Annotated in this window: 20 protein-coding genes and 2 pseudogenes; 6 read left to right on the top strand and 16 right to left on the bottom strand. The window is 69.5% G+C overall.

Going from position 1 to position 24,236, the window contains the following annotated elements:
• Positions 1-106 precede the first annotated feature (106 nt).
• The 5 genes from ACWGKS_RS18645 (at position 107) to ACWGKS_RS18665 (ending at position 3,832) form a co-directional block, all read left to right on the top strand.
• The gene (locus tag ACWGKS_RS18645) at positions 107-760 is read left to right on the top strand and encodes a response regulator transcription factor (RefSeq protein ID WP_452523325.1); all 654 of its coding nucleotides are present in this window, start codon (positions 107-109) and stop codon (positions 758-760) included.
• 380 nt (positions 761-1,140) lie between these two features.
• Complete coding sequence (locus tag ACWGKS_RS18650) at positions 1,141-1,800, top strand: hypothetical protein (RefSeq protein ID WP_358508263.1); 660 nt, start codon at positions 1,141-1,143, stop codon at positions 1,798-1,800.
• Positions 1,801-1,830: 30 nt separating this feature from the next.
• Positions 1,831-2,160, top strand: a complete 330-nt coding sequence (locus ACWGKS_RS18655; protein WP_358508265.1) for a transcriptional regulator — start codon at positions 1,831-1,833, stop codon at positions 2,158-2,160.
• A 10-nt stretch (positions 2,161-2,170) separates the two neighbouring features.
• Positions 2,171-3,055 (top strand): ABC transporter ATP-binding protein, encoded by an 885-nt coding sequence (locus ACWGKS_RS18660; RefSeq protein ID WP_358508267.1) that lies wholly within the window; start codon positions 2,171-2,173, stop codon positions 3,053-3,055.
• A 33-nt stretch (positions 3,056-3,088) separates the two neighbouring features.
• Positions 3,089-3,832 carry an ABC transporter permease gene (locus tag ACWGKS_RS18665; protein ID WP_452523328.1) on the top strand — a complete coding sequence of 248 codons (744 nt, stop codon included), beginning with the start codon at positions 3,089-3,091 and terminating at the stop codon, positions 3,830-3,832.
• Between the two features lie 9 nt (positions 3,833-3,841).
• On the opposite strand, the gene ACWGKS_RS18670 is transcribed toward ACWGKS_RS18665, so the two are convergent.
• The 15 genes from ACWGKS_RS18670 to ACWGKS_RS18740 all read right to left on the bottom strand — a co-directional run bounded on the left by ACWGKS_RS18670 (position 3,842) and on the right by ACWGKS_RS18740 (position 22,866).
• Positions 3,842-4,333, bottom strand: a complete 492-nt coding sequence (locus ACWGKS_RS18670) for a hypothetical protein (protein ID WP_452523329.1) — start codon at positions 4,331-4,333, stop codon at positions 3,842-3,844.
• A 191-nt stretch (positions 4,334-4,524) separates the two neighbouring features.
• Positions 4,525-4,710, bottom strand: a complete 186-nt coding sequence (locus tag ACWGKS_RS18675; protein ID WP_452523331.1) for a thiazolylpeptide-type bacteriocin — start codon at positions 4,708-4,710, stop codon at positions 4,525-4,527.
• Between the two features lie 43 nt (positions 4,711-4,753).
• Positions 4,754-4,939 carry a thiazolylpeptide-type bacteriocin gene (locus ACWGKS_RS18680; protein ID WP_452523332.1) on the bottom strand — a complete coding sequence of 62 codons (186 nt, stop codon included), beginning with the start codon at positions 4,937-4,939 and terminating at the stop codon, positions 4,754-4,756.
• Between the two features lie 44 nt (positions 4,940-4,983).
• Positions 4,984-6,237, bottom strand: a complete 1,254-nt coding sequence (locus ACWGKS_RS18685) for an iron-containing alcohol dehydrogenase (protein ID WP_452523334.1) — start codon at positions 6,235-6,237, stop codon at positions 4,984-4,986.
• Positions 6,237-7,523 (bottom strand): aminotransferase family protein, encoded by a 1,287-nt coding sequence (locus ACWGKS_RS18690; protein WP_358508278.1) that lies wholly within the window; start codon positions 7,521-7,523, stop codon positions 6,237-6,239. Before ACWGKS_RS18690 ends, ACWGKS_RS18685 begins: the two co-directional genes overlap by 1 nt.
• Positions 7,520-9,520, bottom strand: coding sequence for a hypothetical protein (locus tag ACWGKS_RS18695; protein WP_452523336.1), 2,001 nt, complete (start codon positions 9,518-9,520; stop codon positions 7,520-7,522). The genes ACWGKS_RS18690 and ACWGKS_RS18695 overlap by 4 nt, the downstream gene beginning before the upstream one ends.
• A complete protein-coding gene (locus ACWGKS_RS18700; RefSeq protein ID WP_452523338.1) occupies positions 9,517-10,251 on the bottom strand; it encodes a hypothetical protein in 735 nt (244 codons plus the stop codon). Before ACWGKS_RS18700 ends, ACWGKS_RS18695 begins: the two co-directional genes overlap by 4 nt.
• Before the next feature lie 77 nt (positions 10,252-10,328).
• A complete protein-coding gene (locus ACWGKS_RS18705; protein WP_358508284.1) occupies positions 10,329-11,144 on the bottom strand; it encodes an ABC transporter permease in 816 nt (271 codons plus the stop codon).
• Complete coding sequence (locus ACWGKS_RS18710; RefSeq protein WP_358508286.1) at positions 11,141-12,109, bottom strand: ABC transporter ATP-binding protein; 969 nt, start codon at positions 12,107-12,109, stop codon at positions 11,141-11,143. The genes ACWGKS_RS18705 and ACWGKS_RS18710 overlap by 4 nt, the downstream gene beginning before the upstream one ends.
• Complete coding sequence (locus tag ACWGKS_RS18715) at positions 12,106-13,914, bottom strand: thiopeptide-type bacteriocin biosynthesis protein (protein WP_452523341.1); 1,809 nt, start codon at positions 13,912-13,914, stop codon at positions 12,106-12,108. Before ACWGKS_RS18715 ends, ACWGKS_RS18710 begins: the two co-directional genes overlap by 4 nt.
• Complete coding sequence (locus ACWGKS_RS18720; RefSeq protein WP_452523342.1) at positions 13,911-15,275, bottom strand: hypothetical protein; 1,365 nt, start codon at positions 15,273-15,275, stop codon at positions 13,911-13,913. The genes ACWGKS_RS18715 and ACWGKS_RS18720 overlap by 4 nt, the downstream gene beginning before the upstream one ends.
• A 10-nt stretch (positions 15,276-15,285) precedes the next feature.
• On the bottom strand, positions 15,286-17,229 hold the full coding sequence (locus tag ACWGKS_RS18725) for a TOMM precursor leader peptide-binding protein (RefSeq protein ID WP_452523343.1): 1,944 nt from the start codon (positions 17,227-17,229) through the stop codon (positions 15,286-15,288).
• Complete coding sequence (locus ACWGKS_RS18730) at positions 17,226-19,049, bottom strand: hypothetical protein (protein ID WP_452523345.1); 1,824 nt, start codon at positions 19,047-19,049, stop codon at positions 17,226-17,228. The genes ACWGKS_RS18725 and ACWGKS_RS18730 overlap by 4 nt, the downstream gene beginning before the upstream one ends.
• Complete coding sequence (locus ACWGKS_RS18735; RefSeq protein WP_452523347.1) at positions 19,046-20,194, bottom strand: hypothetical protein; 1,149 nt, start codon at positions 20,192-20,194, stop codon at positions 19,046-19,048. The genes ACWGKS_RS18730 and ACWGKS_RS18735 overlap by 4 nt, the downstream gene beginning before the upstream one ends.
• Positions 20,191-22,866 (bottom strand): lantibiotic dehydratase, encoded by a 2,676-nt coding sequence (locus tag ACWGKS_RS18740; RefSeq protein WP_452523349.1) that lies wholly within the window; start codon positions 22,864-22,866, stop codon positions 20,191-20,193. Before ACWGKS_RS18740 ends, ACWGKS_RS18735 begins: the two co-directional genes overlap by 4 nt.
• Positions 22,867-23,472: 606 nt before the next feature.
• Between ACWGKS_RS18740 and ACWGKS_RS18745 the strand changes: the two are divergent.
• A pseudogene (locus ACWGKS_RS18745) lies at positions 23,473-23,787 on the top strand (transposase family protein); the annotation flags it as partial.
• Positions 23,788-23,995: 208 nt separating this feature from the next.
• Here the strand turns inward: ACWGKS_RS18745 and ACWGKS_RS18750 are convergent.
• Positions 23,996-24,142 (bottom strand): annotated as a pseudogene (locus ACWGKS_RS18750) (IS5/IS1182 family transposase); the annotation flags it as partial.
• Positions 24,143-24,236 lie beyond the last annotated feature (94 nt).

Here is a 24,236-nt window from a genome sequence, read left to right on the forward strand (position 1 = left end):
ACGCCTGTGTCAGGGGAACGAAAGTTCACCCATGAATGCACCCCTCGTCTTGATTGTCGGGTTCCTGCAGATTCCCAGTCACTGAGATCACCTCACTCTGACGCGGTTGGGACTCCGGGCTTTATTCGAACAGGTCAGTGGTTTCACTGTCACTGAAGTGGAGGCCGACCCCGAGCAGATATTGCATATCGTCCGAGAACGCCCGCTCAACATCCTCGTCACAGAGATGCGATTCACCGGAGAAGATGTCTCGCCGGACATTAGAAGCGCTTCGCGCACCGTACCCGTCATGGCATTCTCCGCCTATTGGATCCAGGAGAGCTTCCATCTCGCCCTGGAGTGCGGAGTTCGTGGGTTCATGACGAAGGATGCCGATGTTGAAGAAATCGTCAAATCCGCGCGCACCGTCGCCAACGGGGGTACCTATATCGACCCCCGACTCAGCACCCAACTGGTCGAAAGGCGCCTGACCTGCGAACTCACCGAACGTGAGACCGATGTGCTCCGGTTCATCGCGACCGGGCACACCACCTCGGAGGTCTCGCAGAGACTGCACATCAGCAACAGGACCACCGAGTCCGTCCGCTCGGCGCTCAAGCAGAAGCTCGGGCTCACCACCAGGGCCCAGATGCACACCTATGCCTGCGAGAACGGCTACCTGGCCACGACCTGCTCCTGTTCCGACGGGACGAACGAGAAGACACCGCTACTGCGGCCCGCAACCCGGGCGCTGCCGCCCAGGCCCGAGGGCACGCACTGACCGGCACACCACCCTGCCCCGCCTCCGGGCGGTCCGTTCAAAGGGGCGCCCTCGTGATGCCTTCAGTGGTCCGGTGACAGGACCCTCTGGCCCCGGGCCCGGCTCCGGGGGCGCCCCCGGAGCCGGGAGGCGCCGTCCTGAACGGGCACGCCCGCCCCGGCCGCACCGCCGTGCTCGGAAACCACACGTACGGCTCCGCGGCTGACCGGAGAGGTATCCGGGATCCCGGACGAACGGCCCGCCGGTGTCCGCACCGCTGACCCCCTGGTGTTCTGCGTTGTTCCGACACTTCAGCACCGGACCTGTCTATTGTTCCACCAACTAGTTTGTGTTATAAAGTTGTTTGTCTTCTGAACTCGACCGAACGAAGAGGCGAGACCATGTCCGGTCCCGAGATGCCCGGTCCCGACGAGGAAGAAGGTGAGTTCCTCCCACCCGCTGAAACCTTGGCCCTGGTCGAGCAGCAGCGGGCCGCGGCGAACGACGAGCTCTCACTCGACTGGCGGCTCATCTACGGGGTGTGGGGCTCTGCGTTCCTGTTCGGCTTCGGGGGGCTCTACCTCCAGCGCACGGCACTGGACTCGGTCCCGGCGGTCGTGGCGGGACTCGTCCTCTTCGCGCTCATCCTCATGGCTCTGACCGTCACGGCCACGCACACCTCGCGTGTGACCCGAGGGTTGCGCGGCGTCTCCGCCACGGCCAACTCGATGCTCGGCTGGACTTATCTGCTCGGCTTCGGCGGGGCGCTGACGATCACGTTGGCACTCTTTCGCGCCGGCGCCCCCGAATCCGTCACGGCCCTCTCCCTGCCCGCCCTCTCCCTACTCGTCGTAGGGCTGGTCTACATGACCTCGGCCGCGCTCGAACGCGCGCGGCTCCAGTTCCTGCTCGGAGCATGGATCGTCTTCACGGACACCACGGCGATGCTGACGGGCATGCCCACGGCCTACCTGGTGCTGTCGCTGGCCGGCGGCGGCGGTTTCCTCGTGGGCGCCGGCCTTCACATCCTCTTCCGGCGTCGTGGCCACAAGCCCCAGTAGCCGACCTGCCCGCAAGATCGGGGTCCACTCATGAACTCGTTGCCCGAACTCGATCCCGTGATCCACGCGCAGGCACGCCTACGAGTGATGGTCTCGCTCCAAGAGCTCCCGTACGGGGACCAGATGAAATTCTCACGCTTGCAGCAGCTCCTCGGGATGACCGCGGGGAACTTGTCGGTCCACATCCGCAAGCTGGAGGACGCGAACTACGTCGATGTCCTCAAGACCCACCACAAACGTGCACCGGTCACCTACCTCTCTCTGACGAAGGCAGGCAGACGAGCTCTGGAGGCATACGTGGACACGCTCCGCGACCTGCTCGACGGCACCGGACCTGGGCCGAAGACACCACGGAAGTGAGGAAACCAGAATGACGGAACACCTCGCACGACTGATCGATGTTTCGCGGTACTACGGTTCGACGGTCGCCCTGGATCACGTCGACCTGGACGTCGCCGCCGGAACCACGTTGGGGCTCCTCGGGCCCAACGGTGCCGGCAAGAGCACCCTGCTCCACCTGCTGGTGGGGTTGCGCCGCCCCTCCACGGGCCGGGTGGAGCTGTTCGGCGGTTCGCCCACCGACGCCTCCCGGCGCCGTCACCTGGGCATGACCCCGCAGCAGACCGGGTTGCCAGACACCCTGCGCGTCCGCGAGTTCACCGATTTCGTCGCTCGGCACTACCACTCCCCCGTCCCCTCCGGGGAGATATTGGAGCAGTTCGGCCTGAGTGACCTGGAGCGACGGCAGGCCGGAAGCTTGTCCGGCGGGCAGCAGCGTCGGCTCGCGGTGGCGCTGGCCTTCATCGGACGGCCCCGGCTGGTGCTCCTGGACGAGCCCACCACGGGCCTGGACGTGGAGGCGCGCAAAGCGCTCTGGGAAGGCGTGCGCGAGCACGCGGCCAAGGGCGGGACCATCGTGCTCACCAGCCACTACCTGGAGGAGATCGAAGCGCTCGCCGAACGGATCGTGGTGCTGGGTGCGGGCGGGATCGTCGCCGACGGCGACCTGGACTCCATCAAGGCGTCCGTGACGATGCAGGAGGTCCGTTTCACAGCGCCCGGACTCCCCGAGCTGCCCGGAATCGAGCACCACGAGCAGACGGGTGACCTCCACACCATCCGCACGGGCGACTCCGACCAATTCGTCCGCGAACTGATCCACAGCGGGGTCGAGTTCACGCACTTGGAGGTGCGCCGCCCCACCTTGGAGGACGCGTTCCTGAAGATCGACGGATCCACGAGCGCTGCGGCCTAGGGGCCGGCCCCCACCGACCGGTAGGAGAACCAGATGTCCCTCGCTCTCAACCACGCACGAATCCTGTTCCTGGAGACTGTGCGCGTACCCATCGCCCTGGTCTTCAACGTCGCTTTCCCCGCCGTCCTCCTGCTCTTCTTCGTACTGCCCAACGAGGCCATCTCCGGTGACCCCGGCGCGGCCACGGCAGCCACGATCCAACTAACCGTCTTCGCCGTGATGAACGCCTGCCTCCTGAACTTCGGGGTCGGTGTCGCTGAGGAGCGGAGCCGCTCCTGGGAGCCGTTCCTGCGTTCCCTCCCGGTGGGGGCGATGTCCCGGATGTCCGGGAGGATCATGAACGGAATGGCCTTCGTCGTCATGGCCGTGATTCCGGTGCTGATCATCGCGCCCCTCCTCACGGAGGCCACCGCGAGCCCGGGCCGGCTCATCCTCGGTTTCCTGGTCGTGCTCCTGTGCTCCTTGCCGTTCCTCTTCGGCGGCCTCGCGATCGGTTACTCCATGCCGATGAAGGCCGCTCTGCCGGTGGCCCAAGGGATCATGTTCCCGATGGCGTTCGTGGGCGGGCTCTTCCTCCCTCCGGAGATGCTCCCCGGCTGGGTCGACTCGGCGTCGATCGCACTCCCCACGCGAGCTGTCCGTGACATGGTGCTCTGGGCGGTGACCGGCCAGGATGTCTCGTTCTGGGCGGCCCCCTCGTTCATCGGGTGGACGGTGCTGACGGCTGCGCTCGCGGTGTGGGCCTACCGGCGGGACGAGGGGAAGCGTTACACGTGACCCGCGGACCTACGGAACTTCGGCCCCCGGACGCGGCCCGGGGACCGAAGGGGTCCGCTGCCCGGAGCGCACGATCAGGGTGAAGCCGACCACCGCCGGCGCCAGGAGGAAGACGACGATGTTGAGGACGACGTGCGGCAACGGCAACGAATCGAAGAACTGCCCCACCATCGTCAGCACCAGGGTCAGGTACGAGGTGGACATCAGGCGCTGGTGCCACAGCAGCCAGTTCCCGACCTTCCCGCGCAGCAGGACGGGCAGCGAGAGCCCGGCGGCCAAAAGGAGGGTCGCGGCGATCGACACCGCGTGGAAAACCCCGAAGAAGGCGTCCTCCGCCGATGCGATACCGAACGAGCTGACCAGCATGGCCACCATGCCCGCGGCGTACGTGCGGCCGGCGTATCTGTGCAGGCGGGTGCCTTTGGGCAGCAACAGGACCACTCCGCCAACGAAGACCGCCAGTAGTCCCGACACGACGTGAACCGCAATCACCGGTGTCATGGTGTCCGCTCCCTCGTTGCCGCTGGGGTCGGTCTCTCGTGCACGCATGAGGGCCGCCACGCGGTACCGGGATCGCACCGCGCTTACTTCGGAGCGTAGTGGCCCGCGTGGATCAACGGTGTGGTTCCATCACAGGAAGGTGGTTCCGGGACGCTTGCACCGTCCCGGAACCACCGTTTCACTCAGTGACCTCAGGTCGAAGTCAACGAGCAGCACGAGGTCGCCGCGCAGCACGAGCACGAGTCACACGAGCTGGCACCCGACGAAGCACCCGTCTCCGGCAACGCCACAGCATCACGCACCGTGGCAACCTCAACGGCATCGAACGACAGGTCCTCCAGGTCCAAGTCGCCGAAACCAATCTCCACCTTCTGCATCCCAATCACCTCCCTCCACAAACGATCCCGACACCCCGACCCATCAGGTCGAAGTCAACGAGCAGCACGAGGTCACCGCGCAGCACGAGCACGAGTCACACGAGCTGGCACCCGACGAAGCACCCGTCTCCGGCAACGCCACAGCATCACGCACCGTGGCAACCTCAACGGCATCGAACGACAGGTCCTCCAGGTCCAAGTCGCCGAAACCAATCTCCACCTTCTGCATCCCAATCACCTCCTTTCCCTTCGGTTTTTCGGAGCCGGTACGGGTCAAGGGACCCGGCCTGCGCTCCGGTAGAAGTCTTTGAGTACGGCACGGTCCACACCGGAGAGCCGACCCGCTCCGCTCCACCCCTCATGGGCGTGCGCGGCGAGCCGCCCGGGCGCGGAAGCGTTCAGACCGAGGTCCGTCAGGCCGCGCGGCATCTCCCATGCGCCCAGACGTCCGGGCAGCGACTCTTCCAATCCCGGGCCCGCGCCGAGTAGAGGGGACAGAACCGATTCGAGCCGGCGCATGCGCGCCGACGAACCGAAACGCGCACCGAGTCCGCTCTCTGAGCGGATCTCACGCAGGTACGCGGGAAACAGTGCCGACATGGCCCTTCCCTTGGGCACGCCCGCCTCGGTGCACACCGCGTCTTGGAGGTACCAGAGCACATGCGCCCAGCGCCCCCGCCCCAGCCCAGCCAGGTGACTGGCCGAGACGGTGACCGTCCAGGCCAACTCGGCGCGGGCGGCGCCGTCCTCCGGGGAGCGGTACAGCCGGTCGACGGCCGACATGCACCGCGCGATGAGCGTCTCCGCGAGCCCGTCCGTGACATCGAGGGCGTCGTCCCCGGCCAGGTAGGGGCACAGAATCCGGGCGAGTGTCTCGACACCGCCCTCGACGAGAGCCGCCCCGGTCAGGGTGGAGGTCAGGTCGGGGTCGATCAGAGCGCAGCTGGGCAGCAGATGCCCGGAGACGAGGAGGCGCCTGCGTTTCGCGTGCGAGAGGGCGGCAACGCCGTTGGCCTCGGAGCCGGTCGCGGCGGTCGTGGGTATCAGGAGCGTGGGCAGAGCGGGCCGTGGATTCACCGACGGCGCCTCGTCCAGGTCGAGCAGTGGCCCTGCCGACCACTGCTCGGGGGAGAGCAACCAGGGGTTGGTCACCATCAGGGCGGCCAGTTTGGCGGTATCCATCGCGCTGCCGCCGCCGATGCCCACGACGGTGTCGCTGCCGGCCCCGGCGACCGCCCGCACCGCACGTTCGACACTGTCGAACGTGGGCGGGCCGGTGACGTCGACGACCGCCAGGGGAGGCTCCGTGTGCACCGACATCGACGACAGGAGTCCGGTACCGCGCTCGGTGGCGCCGAAACGGGCGTCGACGACGATCGCGGGGGTTCCGCCGAGCGCAGCCGTTTCCGGTCCTATCTCGTCACTGACGCCCGTACCGAAACGTAATCTCGTCGGCACTCGCCAGGTGAAGGGGCGGGCCGAGCCCGCGCTCCGAAGGCTTTCGGTGTGCTGTGGTGCGGTCGTCATCACAGTTCCAGTTCGTCGAAGACTTGGCCGACGGACCCGAGGACCAGCTCGATGTCCTGGTCCTCGATCACGAGCGGTGGGAACAGGCTGAACCCCAACGGCGAAGGGTGCACGAGCACGCCGAGGGACCGGAAGCGTTCGACCAGGGCGTTGGTCTCGGCCATCGTGATGGGTCCAGACCTTCCCTCCAAGTGGACACCGATCATGAGGCCACGACCGGTGACCCTGCGGACCTGCCCCCTGGCTCTGGGGGCGAGCGCGGTCAGCCGTGCGGCCAGGTCCTCGCCCGTGCGCAGGGACCGCTCCACCAGGCCGTCGGCCTCGATCACGTCGAGGGTGGCCAAGGCCGCGGCGCAGGCCAACGGGTTGCCGGCCTGGGTCTCACCGTTCAGGAACGAGGTTCCGCTGTCGTGGAAGGCGGCCCACACCCGTTCGTGGACGAGGACGGCCGACATGGGGAGGTAACCGCTGTTGATGCCCTTGGACATCACGAGCAGGTCCGGGGAGAGGCCGAACCACTCCGAGGCGAACATTCGGCCCGTACGGCCGAACCCTGTGGCCACTTCGTCGGCGATGAGGCAGATGTCGTGGGTACGGCACAGCTCCGTCAGCCCTCGGAAGAAGTCGGCGTGGGGGACGACGACACCGGCCGAGCCGAGGATCGGCTCCACAATGACGGCGGCCAGGCTGTCACTCTCGGCTGTGAGCCTTTCCAACGAGGCGGCCGCACCGGCGGCGTCCACCGGGGTGGGCACGTGCAGGACGGAGGACCGGTCGACCCCGTACTCCTCTTGTTCGAGGTCTTCACCGGTGACGGACGCGGGGCCGTAGAGGGTGCCGTGGTAGGAGTCGGCCAGGGCCGCGACGGTCCGGCGGGCCGACCGTCCGATCAACCTCTGGTACCGGCGGGCCAGTTTGAGTGCGGCGTCCACCCCGCTCGCACCCGAGGTCCCGTAGTAGACACGGGTCAGGTCGGGGGCCGGGGCGATCTCCACCAACCGACGCGCGAATAGGAGCGCCGGGTCGTTCCCGTAGCGAAAGAGCGTGCCGTAAGCGAGGCGGTCGAGTTGTTCCCTGAGGGCATCGGCTATGCGCGGCTCGTCGTACCCGCAGTGCATGTTCCACAGTCCGGCGTTGCCGCTGACGTACTCCTGTCCACTGTCGTCCGTGACCCACGAGCCGTGGCCGCCCGTGATCGTCACCGGGGCCCTGAGGTATCCGTGCATCTGCGTCATCGGGTGCCACAAGGGGTAATCAGCCGGGTCGGTTCCCACCGTGTGTGTCATGTCGCTCTCCTCATCGCATCGGGCATGTCCGGACCGACGAGTCCGTGCAGGGCCTGCCCGCTCCGCCGCAAGGCCTCATCGGCGTCGGCCCGGCCGAGTCCGTGCTGTCGGACGAGGTGTTCGCGGGCCGCTTCCCCCAGGTCCCACCTCACCTCGGTGAGCAGGGCGAGGGACGGAGAGACCCGGTGGCAGCGCCCGGTGTCGCCCGCGTACAGGTAAAAAGTGGCCCGGTGGCGGAGCAGCACCGCCCCGTTACTCCACCGGTGGGCGGAGTCCGCCGTGTGCGTGATCGGCCCGCCGCAGCCGCTGATCCGCAGTCCGCCCATGCCGCCGCGGGCGAGTTCGGGGAACTCGCCGCTGAGCGCGGTCACGGCCGCCGCGGCGCCTAGCACCCGGTCCAGCCAAGGGGGAACGGGGTCCCTCCGTGCGGGCCACCCCGCCGGACGACAACGGCATCCGTCGTCCCGGCCCTGGTCCTCCTGCGGGGCGATGGCGCGAACGGCGGCGCGCAGTCGGGCGGGATCGTCACCGACGGTGCCGACCACGGGACCACCGGAGCCCGTACGCACCAGGCCGTCCGGGTCGACGAAGAGCCTCAGCCCCGCGGCACCCGCGCACGGGCCGGCACCGACCCGGCACAAACCCGAGATCTGCACCTCGGGCTGGAAGAGCCGGACGCCGAGCGCGCCTTCCCGCCACGCGAGTTCCGCGTCCGTGAGCAGGTCATCCGCGTCGGCGGGGGACCCGATGTGCAGGAGGTGCCCCGCACGCAAGGGCCGCTCGGCCTTCGCGTACGCGACCACGGTGGACGATGCGGCGACCACTGGCACGTGGGCGGCGGTCGTCTCGGTGCTGCCTCCGGGCACCACCACGGAACCGCCCGAGGCGACCGCCGACCCGATCCACGCCCGGTGTTCCGACGGGGGCCGGCGGTGTTCCCACCACAGGTGGTGCGGCGCGGCGGTGACGGGGGCCCGGTGGTACCTGCCGGTGTGGGACCGGCGTACCCCTGCCGCGTCCTCACGGCGACGGCGGCGTAACCGGACCACCGCCGAACTCCACGGGGACACCCCGGCCAACGCCCCCGCGCCCGCCAAGCGCCGGAGCCCCACGAGGTCGGTGTCCACGTCGGCGTCGGGCACGGCCCTCAGGAGTTCGGCCACACCGGGGGCCGCACGGGGTTCTTCGCCCTCGGGCACGAGGATCATGATCCTGGGGAGGAGCCCGTACGCCGCGCAGGAGGAGAGCGCCCCGCGCACCTTTTGCGCAGCCCCGGCCCCGGGGGAGAAGGTCAGCGTGATGTTCCGGAACCCGACCCCGGCCAGGTCGCGGGCCGACGGGCCGTCGAAAGCGGTGGCCGACAGCCGGGGCTCGACGGTGACACCGCGCCGAGCGAACCGGTGCAGACCCGAGGTGAGGGCCCGGGCCAGGTCACCTCCGCCCAGGTCGGCCCCCTGCCCACCGATGAGCGGCACGGACATGGGGGCGGTCGCGCGTCCGGCGATGTGGTCCAGGTCCGCTACGACCTCCTCCATCGGGCGAAGGCCCGACGCTTCGGCGCGCACCCGCACCCCGACCGTCTCTGCCAGCCGGACCGGGACGACCCCGTGTCGGTAGGGGGAGGCAGGGGCCGTCCCGTGCGCGAAGAGTTCATCGGCCCCCTCTCCACTCCCACGTACGACGTGACCGGCCGACGCATCGACCGTCCCCGTGGTCACGGAAACGCCCGAACCGGCCAACCGCGCCGCCGTCTGGGCGGCGGCCTCGTGCGTCCGAGCGTCGGCGAACAGGGCAACGGCTCGGGGCCGTTGCCGGAGCATCGCCGCCGCCCACTCGTCGATCGTGCCGACCGGACGGGTCAGGAGCAGACGGACCGGGGCTCCCGAGACGGCGGCCCGCGCGCACGCCTCAGCCGTGTCCAGGTCGGCGGCGAAGGACACGCCGGCCGAATCGTCGCGACGCAGCCTCGCCACGAGGAGTCTTCCCACCCTGCTCATGTCGCACCCCCTTCCGGGACGCCGCGGGGGCGTTCCCGGAACGAGGAGCTCACGATCGGTTCTTCACCCCTGGTCGCCACGAGCGCGGCGGCCAGGTTGAGCACCATGGTTCCGGCGAAGGGCAGCACCATGGCCGCGGGGAGGAACAGGCCGAGCGAAAGGAAGACGACCGGAGAGATCCGAGTGGTGAGGAACCGCTGTCGGCGGTCGGTGACCCCGGCCGCCCTCATCACCGCCACGCCTGTGGCCGTGGCCGCGACGGCCAGGCACAGCGCCCACGCCCATCCGCCCGGACCGAGCGTGACGGGCGATACGGCCAGACTCGGCAAACCGTAGAAGGAGGCGCTCCCGGCGGCTTCGCCGGTACGGCTCCACACCGCGATACTCACCACGAGCAGCGCCTGTACGATCCCTGCGGCCGTGGCCGCCCTGCTCCGCAGCCCGAGCAGGTCGAGTTCGGCCCGGACCCCCGATGCGACCTCCGCGCGCACGTCCCGGTCGCGGGGGTCCCTCCCCCCGGTGATGACCGAGGCGACGTACTGCCGGGTGATCCGTGCCCTGGCCGAACGCACGAGGAACGGCCAGGTGAGCACCCGCCACAGGGCCCCCGTGATCAGTACCGACCAGCCCCAGGCAAGACCTCCCGGCAGAGGCTCGAACAACCGGGCCACGGGCCAGAGCACCGCTTGGGTCACCATCCCGGCGACGGCGCTCACCGACTCGAACGACATGATCCCTGTCTTCCTCTCCTGGCGTGTCCTGCATCGCACCGGGTCCGGTCGGGGCCCGCGAAGGGCCCCTCCGGACTTCAGTTCTGGGGCTCCCAGGGCATGGTCTTCAGAGCGGCCAGGATCGCCGCCGCCCCCCAGACCGCGATGATCGCCAGGCTCGGTAGGTCGAGGGCGAGCCCGGTTGCCGCGGGGTCCAGCGCCGTGCGTGTGGCCTCGACCATCGGCGCGAACGGCAGCAGGTCGACGACGGTCTGCACGGGGCCGGGCAGGGGCAGGGGGAAGAAGACCCCGGAGACGAACAGCAGCGGGAACAACGTCGCGGTCGAAACCATCAGAGCCGCTTCCACGCTCGGGATCAGCCTGGTCACCGCCAGGCCCATCGCGCACGAGGCGACGCTGCCGAGGAGGAAGACGATGACCAGGCTCGGCAGTGCGGCGGGCCGGAGTTCGAGGCCGAACGCCAGCAGGGAGACCGCGAGCATGATCACGATGGAGGCTCCGCTCAGGAGGACCGAGCCCCCGATGCGGCTACCCATGTGCAGCACCTTCGGCATGGGGGTCTGGCGCACACGTTTGAGTACGCCCTTCTCACGCGCGATAACGATCCCCGTGGCCATGTTGAAGTACCCGGCCGCGGTGATGATGAAGACGATGATCGCCGCGGTGGTGCTCTGAACCGCCGCCGTCCCGCCGACCGTCTCTCCCGACTGGAGCAGGTTGAACATGACGTTGAAGAACAGGGGGAAGAACAGCGCGATGAGCAGCGGGAACGGGGTGCGCCCGGCGGTGATGAGCCCGAAACGCATGTCGTGCAGCAGGAGGCGGATCTTACCGGTCCGGTGGTTGGGGACCGGCGACGGCAGGGTCACCGCAGGGGTGGTCGGTGCGCTCACGAGAGGACTCCGTTCCGTTGGGTGCTCCGCTCCCGGTCGGCCAGGATGGACAGGTAGAGCTCTTCGAGTTCGGGGCGGCGCACTTGGAGGTCGGGCAGTTCCACTCCGCTGCGGACCGCCCACTGGGTCAGCTCGTTGAGGTCCCTGGTCATCTCGGTGGTGTGCAGCAGCACCCGCCCGGCGGTCTCACGGGCACGCTGGGCCAGTTCGGGCGGCAGTGCGCTGGTCCCCGCACCGCCGTCGCGGTAGGAGATTGTTCCGCCGCGCTCGTCCGGAAGGAGCGCCTGGGGCTCTCCGATAGCGGCGACGTTCCCCTCGTGGAGCACCGCGACGCGGTCGCAGAGGCGCTGGGCCTCGTCCATGTTGTGCGTGGTGATGAGAACCGTCTTGCCTACCGCACGCAGTGCGCCCACCGTCTCCCAGCACCGGTCCCGTGCCTCGATGTCCAGGCCCGTGGTCGGTTCGTCGAGGAAGACGACGTCGGGATCGCCCACCAGGGCCAGGGCCAGGTCGAGCCGCCGTTGCTGACCGCCGGAGAGCCGCCCCGTCCTGGTGTTGCGCTTGGCTTCCAGGCCCACGAGCTCGATCACTTCGTCGACGGGATAGGAACGGCTGTAATAGCCGCCGAACAGCGCGATGTGTTCACGCACCGTCAGATAGAGCTCGAAACTCGCCTTCTGCGGCACCACGCCGAGGCGGTCGCGCACGGAGGCACCGGCCTTCATCGGGTCCATGCCGAGGACCTCCACGGTCCCAGTGGTGGGCGCTATATGGCCTTCGAGGATCTCCACGAGCGTGGTCTTCCCGGCGCCGTTGGGGCCGAGGAGGCCGAAGACCTCCCCCCGGCCGACCTCGAAATCGAGACTGTTCAGGGCCCTGAGCTCTCCATACTTCTTCGATACCCCCCTCAGGAGCATCGCCGGTCCGGGTTCCGGGTCCGGCCTTCCGTTCGTTCGCTGGGTCATGTGAGCGGACCTCCTGCGTCAAGGGGCGGAACATCGGTACCTGCCCGGCCCGCGACCGGGATCAGGTAACCGAGGACTTCGTCGTAGCCGTCCAGGTGGGCGAGTTCAGCCGCCGCGTCGTCGTAGAAACCGCCCACCGGCACCGAGGCGAGCCCGAGAGCGGTACCGGCCAACAGGAGCGTCTGGGCGATGTGGCCGATCTCGAGCATCGCGAAGCGGTGGGCGCGCAGGCCGTACCGCTGCCTCAGACCTCCCAGGTCGGCCCCGACGAACAGCAGCAGCGGGGTCCGTGCCACGTCGATCCGGGGCCTGTCACCCTCGAAGAACGGCGAACAACGGCTGAGGGCGTCCTTGTCCACGGGTCCGCCCACCTGCTGGACCGAGTGCCGTTCCGGCAGGTACTCGTACAGGACGGGGCGCAGTCCCGGCACCGCGAACGGGACGACCCGGAGGATCAGCGGGTAGGCCATCCCCGCGCTCGGTGCGGCCCGTACGCCGCGCCGCATGGTCTCGCCGCCGGCCTCGAACGGCTCCGAGCCGACGATCCCGGCGCCGAAGGCGAGGAGCGTCGACAACTGTTCGATGGTGACCTCGCCGGACAACCCGCCCCTGGCGCTGCGGCGTCCGGCCATGGCTTCGGCCAGCGGGCACGCCAGGGCGTCCGGGTCGGGCCGGGGCAGCTCAAGGGGTTCGTCACTCGCGAATTCCAGCGTCCGAACGATCGGCCGGCCCGGCCTCGGTCGCTGGGCGGGGAAGGCGGAGGGACGGAACTTGCTGTACTCGTGGTAAGCCCGGTCAGCCGCTGCCGCGTCGTCGTCGAAGTAGGACGGTGCTGCCTGGCCGGGCGCCGACAGGACGAAGGACGCCAGCCACGCAAGGTAGACCTCGTCCGAGGCCGTGAGCCCCAACCTGTTGGCCAGCATGTGCAGTTGGGAGACCATGACCGCCTCCGGCCCCGCGGTCAACCCCTCCGTCCGTTCGAGCCCGCGCAGCTCTCGCATGGTCGCCGTGACCGCGGACCACCAGTACCGGTAACCGCCCGGTGCCCGCTCGGCCAACGCCGCGTGCCGACCGAGCAGCGCCGGGGCGGAACCGACGAACGTGGCTTCGGCCGCGGCCCGCACGTCGGAGGAGCGGGCCGCCACCACCTGGTCCAGGTAGCGCCACATGATGGTGTACTCGCGCAGCCAGCGGACCCCGTCGGCGGACCGGTCGTAAAGCGCCCCGACGAAACCGAGCAACAGGTCCAGGGCCACACCGGTCCGTTCCTTCTCCCCCTCCGTACGGGCGATGGCAGCGGCGGCGACGTCACTGGAGACCTGGAACAGTTCTTCGGCCAGGCCCATGGCCGCCGGCCCGCCGTACCGTTCCACCTCGGGTTCGTACACCGCCTCGCGTACGGCGCCGTCCGGGTACCAGCCCAGCGCCTCGGCCTCTTCTCCTTCCACCCCGAACCGGCGGTAGTAGTTCGCCGGTTCGAGTTCCTCCTCGGGCGGCGGAGAGTGCGCCAGGAACGTCTCCAGAGCTTCACGCATGGCCTGCAGAGCCGTGCCGAGCCGTTCGGGGTCGTGCCCGCAGAGACGTACCCGCACGTGCGGGCCGCCCTTCCAGTAACGGATGAAGAACCAGCCGTCCACGTGCCCCTGCTCCCGCAGGGCTTTGGCGGTGGGCGCCACCGCCTCCACGACGAGCCTGTCGGTCGCGGCGCGGCCCCGGTGGCAGTAGGCGTACAGGGCACGCCACAGCCGGGGGCCGTCCCGCTGTTCCCGTTCGGCTCCCGCCGTTGCTTCGAGCGACTGGTTCATGGGCGCACATCCAGGAGTAGGTCGGTGTAGCGGTTGACACCGAGCAGAGCGAGGTAGCTCGGCAGCCGTGCTTCTGGAAGGCCGAACGCGGCCGCGAGCAGGTCCGGGTCGAAACTCCGTGCGGGGCGCAGGAAGACCCCCAGCGCGGTCATGGCCATCCCCACGGCCTGGGCCGCCGCTCCCAACTGCCGCTGGGCCTCGCGCATCAGGGGTTCCCCGCCTACCGCGACCTGGGCCTCGAAGTCGTGGACGAACAGCAGGGCCGCTGGGCAGCCCGCGACGTCCATCTGGGTGGGCGGGTAGCTGTAGGCCCGCTGTACGGCCTCCATCCCGGGGCCCGGGCCGAGCCGCTCGGGGGACAGGCCGGGGCGTACCCGGTAGCAACCCGGGTCCAGTCCCGGGACACGCTGCGCCAGGAGGAGGACGTCCGCTCCGCCCCGGTCCGGGGTACGGGGGGCAGGGCCAAGAGCTTGTTCCAGCGCCGGACCGATGGCCTCCGCCACCCCTTCGGGCAGTGGCCCGGGCGCTGCCCCGAACCCCTTGTTGGCCCGGCCGGCCGACCGTTCGAACAGGACCTCCGCCCAGTTCGACGTGCTCGCCGCCACACCGGAGCGGCCCCGTTCCCGGACCGGCCCGGCGGCCCCCTCGGGCGGTGTGGATCGGGTGCCGAGCCCGACGACGCCCACCTGTATCCAACCGTCGCCGGGGTCCAGCCCGAGCCGTTCGAACAGGGCTTCTCCGTCGCACGGGTACTCGCGTACCGGGAGCCCGTGGGCGTGCCCGACCTCGGCCAGCAGTTCGGTGAGGTGTCCGGCCTCGCACAGGCTCAGCGCCCATCGCAGTTCCCGGTAGCGCAGGGGCAGGCTCGGCACATGGACGATCACGGCCAGGGCCGCGCCGCCCGTTCCGTCGAGTTCGCGTTCCAGGTCCCCGACGGGGCCGGGCCCGACCGGCCAGAGCCTGTGACCGGCCACGTCGTAGTGCCACGCGGCGCCATCGGTGAGCAGGAAGACCTGTGCGGTGTAGAAGCAATGGGAGGCAGGGTAGGCGCGGTGGGGGTTGACGGCGCTGCGGACCTCGAAACGCTGTGGTCCCGATGCGGCGATGGTTCCCAGGACGCGGCGGAGGACCGGTGTGGCCTCCGGCACCGTCCCGTTGGGGTAGGCGGCCCCGGACAACAGCCGGTGCAGGCCGCGGGGCAGGTCGACGGCTCGGCCGGTGGGGCGCACCGGGACGGGTGTGCGTCCGTCGCCCTCGGGCGCGATGTCCAGTTGCCCCGGACGTGCCTGGCGCAGCGCGAAGGTCAGTAGGCCGTCCGCCGTTCCCGGGGAGAAGGGGGACGGATGTTGCAAGGCTTCCATCGGTGCCTCCTCAGGGGAACGGGTGTGGCGGGACGAGGTCGGGGTCGACGGCCGGCTCGTCCGCCCTGCGGTAGCCGAGCCGGGACGGTAGCTGCGTCAACCTCCGCAGGTGGCGGGTACGGCGGTGGGCGTGCCCGAAGGTCATGGGGACCGCTTGGGGGACGAGGACCTTCACCGTCGCGGGTTTGGGATCGGTGAGGCAGTGGTCGGTCTGGTCCACGACGATCGCGTCCAGCCCGTTGGCGGTGAGCGCCGAGACGGCTGTGCGCAGGACGTCGGTGAGGTCGTCGCGGACCCACCTGGCACGCCAGTCGCCGAACTGTTCCCACAGGGTCCGCGCTGGGCGGTCCGGGTCGAGGAAGGACCACCACGGGCGCGTCTCGGGAAAGTTGTAGAGGACCGTGTGGTCGTGCAGGGTCTGTGCCCGGGTCGGGTCGTCGAGCAGAGGCCGGGCCTTCTCCTCCTGCTCGTGGCGCATCTTCTCCGGCAGCCGCTCACGGATCACCGCGTTGGTCACCGCCTCCATGGCCGCTGACGAGACAGCGCGGCGGGGGTCGCAGTGCGCGCCCGCGGCGAAGAACGCGACCGGTCCCTCGTCGTCGCGCCGGACCACCAGGCTGAGCACCGCCGGGATACCGATCTCGGTGGTGATGTCGAAGAGCGACAGGTCGTAGCCGAAGGTGTCGAGCAGGGCGCGCATGCCGCGCAGTTCCGGGACCTCCTCGTCCGACACCCGCAACGGATGCGCAGGGCGCTTCGTGTACCAGGTCAGCAGGAAAGCGTCCCGCTCCACGACCTCGAAGAGGCCGTAGAGGGCGGCCTCCTCCGGGGAGGCGCCCAAAGCGCAGCCGTTGGAGCTCTCGTACAGGAAGCGCGGGGCGTGCCCGGTACGGCCCCAGCCGTCGATGTTCCAATAGGCGACGTGTTCGGGGACCAGGACGGGTTTGCCCTCCCCCAGCTTCCAGCCCCAGACCCAGTCCGTGGGCACGTCGGGGTCATAGGGGTGGAAGGCGAAGAGCGGGTCGGAGTAGCACCGGGGGTCGTGGAGGCCGAGTTCCTTGAGGTCGACGGCCTCGTCCAGCTCGTTCTCCGCCCCGCGGACGACGGTGCGCTTTCCGTGGGGGGTGGCTGAAGCGAGCCGTTCCATGGCCTCGTAGAGGGCGATGGTCTCGCCCCGGCCGTAGGTGGCCGCGCGCCCGTGCCCCCCTTCCCCCGGGTGACCGCTGGGCAGCGCGAGCTCGGCACTACTCAGAGCCATCACCGAGTTCTCGGAGCGGAAGATGTGGCCGACGGGACCGTAACGCCAGTCGTGTATTTGTGCTCGCAGGAGCTCGGGGGGACGGCCGGCGGTCTCGGCGCGGAACGCCTCGGGGTCGGACTGGGGACGGGGCTGGAGCGCCATGGCGGCGAGTTCGGCTGAATCGACGGGAAGAACGCTGCAACCGGGGCAGTTGGGCAACGGAACCATCGTGTGCGTGTGACTGGTCAGGTCGCCGCGCACCACGTGGATCTCACGTTCGCCGAGCAACCTTCCCGAGAGCGCCTGCTCGGCCAGGAGGCTGAAGTGGTCGAGGTGCGCACGGGTGAAGGCGAGCCCGGGCACGGGTGCCTCCAGTGGCTCCTCCCGAAAGTTCTGACGCCGCCAGAGGTGGCGTCGGCGTTCCGCGCAGACTTGGCAGCCGGGCCTGCCGGGTACGACCCACGGCCCCACCACGCCGAGGTCACCGATGAGGCGTAGCGGCAGCAGCCTCGCCACACCACGGACCCTTGCCTGCTCCTCGGCGTCCCGCTGCGGCTCCCAGCCGTCACGGGCGAGCACCACGGTGTCGCCCTCCGCCACCACCGCCTCGGCCAAGGAGTCCACGGCGACCGCACCGCCGTCGAGTACGAGGCGGTCGACGATCGTGTCGTAGAGCTCGCCCGAGCCGGCCAGCCACGTGGTCGGTTCCATCATCGGTCCTCCTCACGGGCCACGCCCACCCAGCCGAAGGAACCGACCATGTCGAGTGCGGGTTCGGCCGACCACCGGCCGGCGACAGGGCTCTCACCGGGCAGGCACAGCGAGGCCAGCACCTCCCGGGCCGGCCAGTCGGGCACTCTCGTGTCTCTCACGGCGCCCGGGGGCACGGCGAGCACGGGGACGAGAGGCCGTTCACCGCCTGCTTGGAGCACGGCGGCCGCGTGCTGTACCGCGGAGAGGACCGCGAAGCCCGTGTCGGCGTGTGCGATACGTGCGAGCACACGCCCATCCTCGTAGACCTCGACGAGAGCGACCGCCCCGGGTGCGGACCGGGGCCGGCTCACCTCGACGGTGAGCCGCGTGTCCGTCACGACCCCGGCCTGCCCGAGCGCGGAGCGCAGCCGCTCGTCGACAGACGGGTCGCCGTAAGGGACGATCCGCCCTCCCCCACGGGTGGGGAAGGTGTGCGTGCTCTCGGTGACGAACCGGGCCCCGCGTTCTTCGGGATCCGAGATCCACTCGGCCAGGAGCCGCTGGACACCGTCGCCGATCATGTCCTCGATGCCGCTGCCGGCGCACGCCACCGCTCGCGAAGGGCGGATGTTCCCGCTCTCGGAGGGCCCCGTCGGCCAGAGCTCCTCGGGCGGGTCCCCGACGAGGTTGCGGGCGGCCTCCAGTCCGGCGCGGTACCGGGCGACGTCGCCGGTGTGCGCCCAACCGAACGCGGCCGCGGCGCTGTCGATCCGGTCCGGGAGGCGTGCCATGGCCAGGGCCAGCGGCATCTGCGGGAGCTCGCCCGGGACGGCCTCGGGCAGGATGCCGGTGCGGTCGTCGCAGAGGTCGATCAGCCGGTCGGGGTCGGTGGCGGTGGAGGGGCCCTCGTCCGGGGCGATGGCGCGCACCGGGTTTGCCCGCCAGACCGGCCTGGACGTGGTCTGGAGCCGTTCGGTGTCCAGAACGTAGGCCATGCCGTCGTACTCGGTGACCACCCCGGTCAGGTGGTAGAAGACCTGGAGCGCGGCCACGTTGCCCGCCATGGTGGCCGCCACATACGGGACGGGTGCCGGCTCGGCGTCCGGCGTCCGGGCATGCAGGCGGTACAGGGCCCAACCGAGATCGGGGGCCTCGGGGGCGGAGCGCACCGGGCCGATCACGGCGTAGCGGCCCATCTGGGCCACGCCCACGCTCGCGGCCCCGGTCCAGGGTGCGTCCTCGGCGTACGGGACGGCGGGGTCGACGAACAACCGGACCGGCCCGCCGTCCGTTGAAAGGTCCACGGAGTGGTCCAGCCGGGCCGACGTCGCCTCGGCCAAGCCGCCGAGTTCGGCCACGACGGTGCGGTCGGTGGCCGAGACGGTCCCCGCCCCGAGGTTCAGCAGGCACCGGGTCGCCGCGAGCGCCACGGGCCCCTCCCCGTGGACCACTACCGGGTGCTCGCGCAATCTGGTGAAGGCAGCGACGGGGTCGGGTGCCGCGGATTCGAGGAACGCGAAGGTCCGGTCGTGGTCAGGGTGTTCCGGGACGAGGGCCCGGCGCTGTTGCGCAGAGGGTTCGGCGAGCAGGAACCCCTTTTCGAGGAGCTCCTCCAACAGCTGCGTTACGGCGCCCCGGGCGCTCTCGGGCAGCGCCCCGACCAGCTCGTCGAGGGCGACGCCCTCGTGCAGGTGGGGGAAGAGGGCCTCCCACAACCGTGCAAGCGCGGGGGAACCCTTCACGACCAGGCTTTCCTGCCAGCCGATGAAGAGCAGGCCCCCCTCGACCGGGGTGACGTGCACAGCGCCCCGCAGCCGGGCACGGGTTCTGGTCATGGTCATCGAACGGCCTCCGTGCCCTCGCCTGGCTTGAGAATTTCGCGCCACGAGACACCGGTCACCGCTTGCACGGCCTCGCTGATGGCATGAGCCAGGAACAGCCGCTCCGCCGGTGAGACGTCCAGAACGAGCAACTGCGCGTAGAGGAGGTTGACCATGAACCGGTAGGAGGCGAACCACCTCCCGCCGAGGGGGTCGGTGTACTCCTGGTCGCGCAGGGCGGCGTGGAACTCGCTGTACTCGCGGTCGTCGCCCACCGCGTATTTGCGGCGCAGATGGTCGTTCAGGTCCTTGGCCCGCTCGGTGTAACCTTCGTGCAGCAGTGGCGCGATGCTGCCCGTCCGAGCCAGTTCCATCGCCCGCTCCCAGAACCCCTGGAGCGCGTCGGACCACCGGTGCAGGACCGGGGCCTCCCCCTGGTACCGGCTCGGCTCGGAGACCTTTCCGACCACGGAGCCGACCAGGTTCTCGAAGGCCCTGCGGGCGGGTCCGTACCGGGCGTCGAAGTCGGCCAGCATGGAACCGTCCCGGTCGTAGTCCTGGAGGTGGTCCTCCAGATGGGACTTGTACGACAGGTATCCGTGGTAGAGCCCTCGGTCGGGGTAGGTCGCGGCCAGCAACACCATGAGGGTCGCCGCGCCCTGGATCCGTGCGGCACGGTGTTCCTCCGACGCCGCCATGATGTGTTCCAACGGTTCCAGCAGCGCCTCGTTGAAGGCATCGCGCAGGTCCCGTGCCGCAGGGTCCTCGATCAGCCCCGGTTCGAGGGACGGGTCCAACAGCCGCACGCTGTTGTCCGGCCAGATCGGGGCGTAGGGAGGCGGGACCAGTTCGGCCTGGCCGAGCTGGTCCGACATCGCCAGGTACCCGTCCTCGTCGAGCTGGTATTCGGAGCGGTGTCCGGCTATCCGTTCGGGGAGCGTATTGAGCTCCGCGTGGAGTGCGGCCGTGACATCGGCGTGCGACTCGCCCGACGCGACGATCTGCAGGTGCGGGCCGAACCTCCAGTGCCTGGTGATGTGCACGTGCCGGATTCCGTCGGCGCCTCTGATGCGTTCGGCCGCGGGCATGAGGACCGCAGCCACGAACCGGCGCTTCGTCGGGGCGTGGTGGGCCACCGCGATACTTGCTCGGGACAGATGCGTCACCGTGCCGCCTTCCGGTAAAACTCGGCCACCAGCTCGACTGCGTGACGGCCTTCGGCCAAGGGGAAGTGTTCGTCCGGCCCGGGCAACGCCTCCTCGATGACGATGTCGGCGCCGGGCTGGTCCGCCAGCAGCCGATTGAGGTGGCGTACGTGCAACCGGCTCAGCGTGTTCACGTACTGGGGTTTGCGATTGTCCATGTAGGAGCCGAAGTAGTCGTCGACTTGGCCCGGGTGGAGCTCCGGGGCCGGGGGGTGCACGAAGACGTGTTCGGGTATCCCCTGCTCGGTGCGCCACTCGCAAAGGCGCAGGAAGTAGTCGGCCTCGGGCTCACCGGCGGTCGGGCGGGGAAAGAGCCCCGACCGTACGTGCCACCGCTCCCGGGCCAACCACAGTGATCCGAACCGGATACCGGAGTAGTGCCGCACACCGGAGCGGTCCACCGTGGCCGACCTGTCCGCGCTGACCTGCGGTTCGAAGAAGATCGACCCGCTACCGCCCATCGCCGTCAGCGGGAGCAGCCGCGACGGCAGGTAGTACGGGATGAGGAAGCCCAGGTAGAGGGGGTGCACGCGCCTGCCCGAAGCGGGGTCCCACAGGAGTATCCGGTCAGTGAGCGGGTCGTGGCGTACGCGCAACCGGCTGAGCGGGAGAGTGCCCGGCTCGCCGCGTTCGTCCCAGTCGATGTCCACCTCGCCCAGAAGTGGATGGATGTTCGCGTTGAACCCCTGGACCGCCCGGATCTCGCCGACGACGTCGCCCGAGGGTTGGTACTCGCATATCCGGTCGCGCACGCCCTCGACGATGCGGGGGTCGGCGCCGGTCAGGAACCGGCTGATGTAGTTGCCCCAGCCGTTGTAGATCTTGTTCAGCACCGCCCCGGTGGGCGGGGAACCGCCGAGCGGTTGCAGGAAGACCCCGTAGGAGGCGGGGGAGTCCGGCACCCACTGCGGCGCGTGCTCGTCCACGTACCGGGCCCACGCGGGGTCGAGTTCCGCGGGTCCCCCGGTGGCCCCGGGCCCGTGCAGCTGCCTGGCCACGTCCCCCACGATCTCGGAACGCAGCGGGACCAACCGGGACAGCACCGGATCGTTGTGCGCCAGTTCGTGGTCGAATCCCTCCGTGATCCGCAGCGCGTCCTCGTACGCCGGGATGAAGACCTCCCCGAGGGCGTCGAGGTCGTCGCACTGGCCGCCCTGTCCGAAACGCCGGGTGAAGCGGTAGGTCAGCACGCGGGAGAAGACGTGTTGTTCGTCGAAGACCTGGAGAACGGAGAGCAGTCGTCCGCAGTCCTGGAGGATCGGTTTCCAGTCCTCGGCCCCGGTCACCGCCGAGGCGTTCACCCGTCCGTCCTCGAACCAGATGGGTTCGGGTGCCGGCCTACGGGACGTGTCGTCGCCGAGCGCACCCAGGGCACGGTCACGGTGCTCGCGCCCCTTCCGGATGAGCTCGACCCGTCGGTGCGGATCGGCCGAGGGGAAGGCGTCCTGGCTCGTGCACAGCCGCGCCAGCTCACCTCGGAGCGAGTCGACGGCCGCGTCCCCGGCCGAGGGGGCCAGCCACGCATGAAGTTCCCGCAGCACATCGGGGGTCATGTCGTCGATGACGGGCTCGGCCGCCAGGACGCCGATGTCGCAGAGCCGGGACACGAAGTCGGTGGCCTTCCGGCGGTCGGCCGAACGAACGTTCCGGGCGATCACCTCGACCATCTCCGCGAACGTCGCACGGCCGCGTTCTCTGTCACGGAGCCAGTCCAGCAGCGCCATTGCGGCGGGGTTGGCCGGAACAGTCACCTTGGCCTCGCCGTAACGTTCGGTGATGACGGCGGCCTCCTCACCGAGCCGCTCCCGGTTGCCGGTCGCGATGAACCGGCCCTCCTCCAGACGCAGTCCCGGCGAGACGTGGAAGTACATCCGTTCGCGGGTGACCGGCAAGCGGGAAAGCCGTGCCTCCAACCGGCGCAGCAGGCCGCGGTTGGCCTCCACGGTGGAGGAGACTTCCAGCCGCCCGCCCGGTACGGCGCTCCGGTCGAGGAAACCCGCGACGGTGTACAGGCTGAAAGGGCTCGTCTTCGTACCGGCCCGCATCGCGTACCGCAGCAGCGGCTCCTCCGACTTGCGGACCGATTTCTTGGCCTCTTCCCAGACGACGGACTTGTACTTGTCCGCGGCGGCGGGCAGGAACTCGCTGGAGACCGCCAGGGAGCGACGCAGATGTTCGCCTTCGAGGAGCGAACGTAGACCGGCCCTCTCCTCCCGCAAAGCGTCCGCGTGGCCGTCGGTGACGCCAGCCCGCAGCTCCTCCAGAAGCACCTGCCGGTCGAACCAGGCGAGCGCTTCCGGAACCGTTGCCCGGACCGTCCCGCGGTCCAGTCCCTTCGGCAGCCGGCGGTTGTGCACCGCCCTCCGCAGCGGGAGCACCACCTTGTGCCGGAGTTCGCGCCCGACCTGCCCCGCCGTGTCGTAGAGCAGGTCGGTCAACCCCGGCGCGGCCCGGTCCTGCTCCGCCCGGACGGCGGCCATCTCCGCCAAGCGCAGGGCGTCTTGGTCGGCGTGCGCGGACCGGAGTGGAACCGCGGGTGTGAGGTTCACCCTGAGCAACAGGTGGGGTGTGGCGTCGAAGGGCGCGATCCGCCCCACCGAAACAACGGTGTCCGTCTGGCTCTCGGGGACCAACGACCCTCCTCCTGACCGTTTGCGCTTGCGTCCTTAGAATGTGGGAGAGCCCGTGGGTGCCGTCAGCGCAATTCCCCGCAAGGTTGCTGCGGCATTCCCGTAAAACGTGAAAATAAAAGCACGCCTACGCTGCAAGGACGGAAAACTTCCCCGCCGCCGGTGACCCGGAAGAGCCGTTCGGATAGTGCCATTGAATCTGCCCGTAAAGCAAATTACGCCACAACTGCAACACCGATACCAGGGACAGGGACGGCCGTGCGGGAGAGCGACACATGTGCCGCCCGCACCCCTGGTACGGCGGACTTTCCCCTGCACATCAATGAGCCTTTTTCATCCTGTGGGTGCTGGTCACAGTCCTGCACCCAGGGCTCCGGCAAAGTCTGGTGATTCGAGCCTGACCGGCCCTGTCACCGGCCACGAATAGCAGCCCGGGCATGCCCCTGTGGTCCAGGTCTCGTTCAAGTTCCTGGATCACGCAGTTCATCCGATTTGACCTGGAACGATACACACAAAAGCAGGCACGGAACCCGAGATCATGAAGGTGTCTAAGCCACATGATCACGAAAGTCTGCCGTGCCTGCCTGCTCATCTTCGCCGATCCCGGCCGTGCTCGCCAAACTCGGCCCCCTGGACCCCGACTCCATCACCGACCTCCGCCCTTACCTGGACGCCGTTGCCGACCCACGCTCCCCACGGGGACGCTGGCACTCCCTGACCTGCATCCTGCTCGTGTGCGTGTGTGCCACCATCTCCGGCGCCAAGAGCATCGACGAACTCGCCGAGTGGGGCCAACGCGCACACCCCAGCGTCCTGGCAACCCTCGGAGCACGACCCCACCCCCTGGTCTGGCGTCGCTCACCTTCCGCACCCACCATCGACCGCGTTCTGGCACGCATCGACGGTGACGCGCTCGATGCCGCCATCGGCGCCTACCTCGCCGACCAACACCAAGCCACCGCTGAGGTGACCGAAGGCGCGGACACCCCGAGGCCGAGGCGGACCGCGATCGCCCTGGACGGCAAAGCACTCAAAGGCTCAGCCCGCCTGGGGCAACGCTGCCGCCACCTGCTTTCCGCCATCACCCACTACCGCCCCGTCACCCTCGCCCAGGCCGAGGTGGGCGCCAAGACAGGTGGACCAGGACCAGCAGGGCCTGTTGCGCGGGGTCCAGGCGCCGCCATCGGGAACCGGTGTTCTTGCGGTGGGCGCGGATGGTGCGGGCGGCCAGGTTCAAGGTCCGGCGTGACAACGGCAGCGCGGAACGGTGGAACCGCATCGGAGCCCTTGGTGTGGGAGGTTTTCTTGGTCGTTAACCCATCTTCCAGGGGCTTCTTGCTTTCAGGGGTGCTCCCGCATGGTCGGCACACGGC

It is taken from the genome of Nocardiopsis sp. NPDC055879 (assembly GCF_053615935.1).

What these genes read in the sequence shown, in the direction of transcription:
- ACWGKS_RS18670 (WP_452523329.1), bottom strand. Translation starts at nt 4,333, where the DNA reads ATGACACCGGTGATTGCGGTTCACGTCGTGTCGGGACTACTGGCGGTC.
- ACWGKS_RS18720 (WP_452523342.1), bottom strand. Translation starts at nt 15,275, where the DNA reads ATGGAAGCCTTGCAACATCCGTCCCCCTTCTCCCCGGGAACGGCGGAC.
- ACWGKS_RS18730 (WP_452523345.1), bottom strand. Translation starts at nt 19,049, where the DNA reads ATGACCATGACCAGAACCCGTGCCCGGCTGCGGGGCGCTGTGCACGTC.
- ACWGKS_RS18675 (WP_452523331.1), bottom strand. Translation starts at nt 4,710, where the DNA reads ATGCAGAAGGTGGAGATTGGTTTCGGCGACTTGGACCTGGAGGACCTG.
- ACWGKS_RS18660 (WP_358508267.1), top strand. Translation starts at nt 2,171, where the DNA reads ATGACGGAACACCTCGCACGACTGATCGATGTTTCGCGGTACTACGGT.
- ACWGKS_RS18710 (WP_358508286.1), bottom strand. Translation starts at nt 12,109, where the DNA reads ATGACCCAGCGAACGAACGGAAGGCCGGACCCGGAACCCGGACCGGCG.
- ACWGKS_RS18685 (WP_452523334.1), bottom strand. Translation starts at nt 6,237, where the DNA reads ATGACGACCGCACCACAGCACACCGAAAGCCTTCGGAGCGCGGGCTCG.
- ACWGKS_RS18695 (WP_452523336.1), bottom strand. Translation starts at nt 9,520, where the DNA reads ATGAGCAGGGTGGGAAGACTCCTCGTGGCGAGGCTGCGTCGCGACGAT.
- ACWGKS_RS18725 (WP_452523343.1), bottom strand. Translation starts at nt 17,229, where the DNA reads ATGATGGAACCGACCACGTGGCTGGCCGGCTCGGGCGAGCTCTACGAC.
- ACWGKS_RS18665 (WP_452523328.1), top strand. Translation starts at nt 3,089, where the DNA reads ATGTCCCTCGCTCTCAACCACGCACGAATCCTGTTCCTGGAGACTGTG.
- ACWGKS_RS18650 (WP_358508263.1), top strand. Translation starts at nt 1,141, where the DNA reads ATGTCCGGTCCCGAGATGCCCGGTCCCGACGAGGAAGAAGGTGAGTTC.
- ACWGKS_RS18700 (WP_452523338.1), bottom strand. Translation starts at nt 10,251, where the DNA reads ATGTCGTTCGAGTCGGTGAGCGCCGTCGCCGGGATGGTGACCCAAGCG.
- ACWGKS_RS18680 (WP_452523332.1), bottom strand. Translation starts at nt 4,939, where the DNA reads ATGCAGAAGGTGGAGATTGGTTTCGGCGACTTGGACCTGGAGGACCTG.
- ACWGKS_RS18690 (WP_358508278.1), bottom strand. Translation starts at nt 7,523, where the DNA reads ATGACACACACGGTGGGAACCGACCCGGCTGATTACCCCTTGTGGCAC.
- ACWGKS_RS18655 (WP_358508265.1), top strand. Translation starts at nt 1,831, where the DNA reads ATGAACTCGTTGCCCGAACTCGATCCCGTGATCCACGCGCAGGCACGC.
- ACWGKS_RS18715 (WP_452523341.1), bottom strand. Translation starts at nt 13,914, where the DNA reads ATGAACCAGTCGCTCGAAGCAACGGCGGGAGCCGAACGGGAACAGCGG.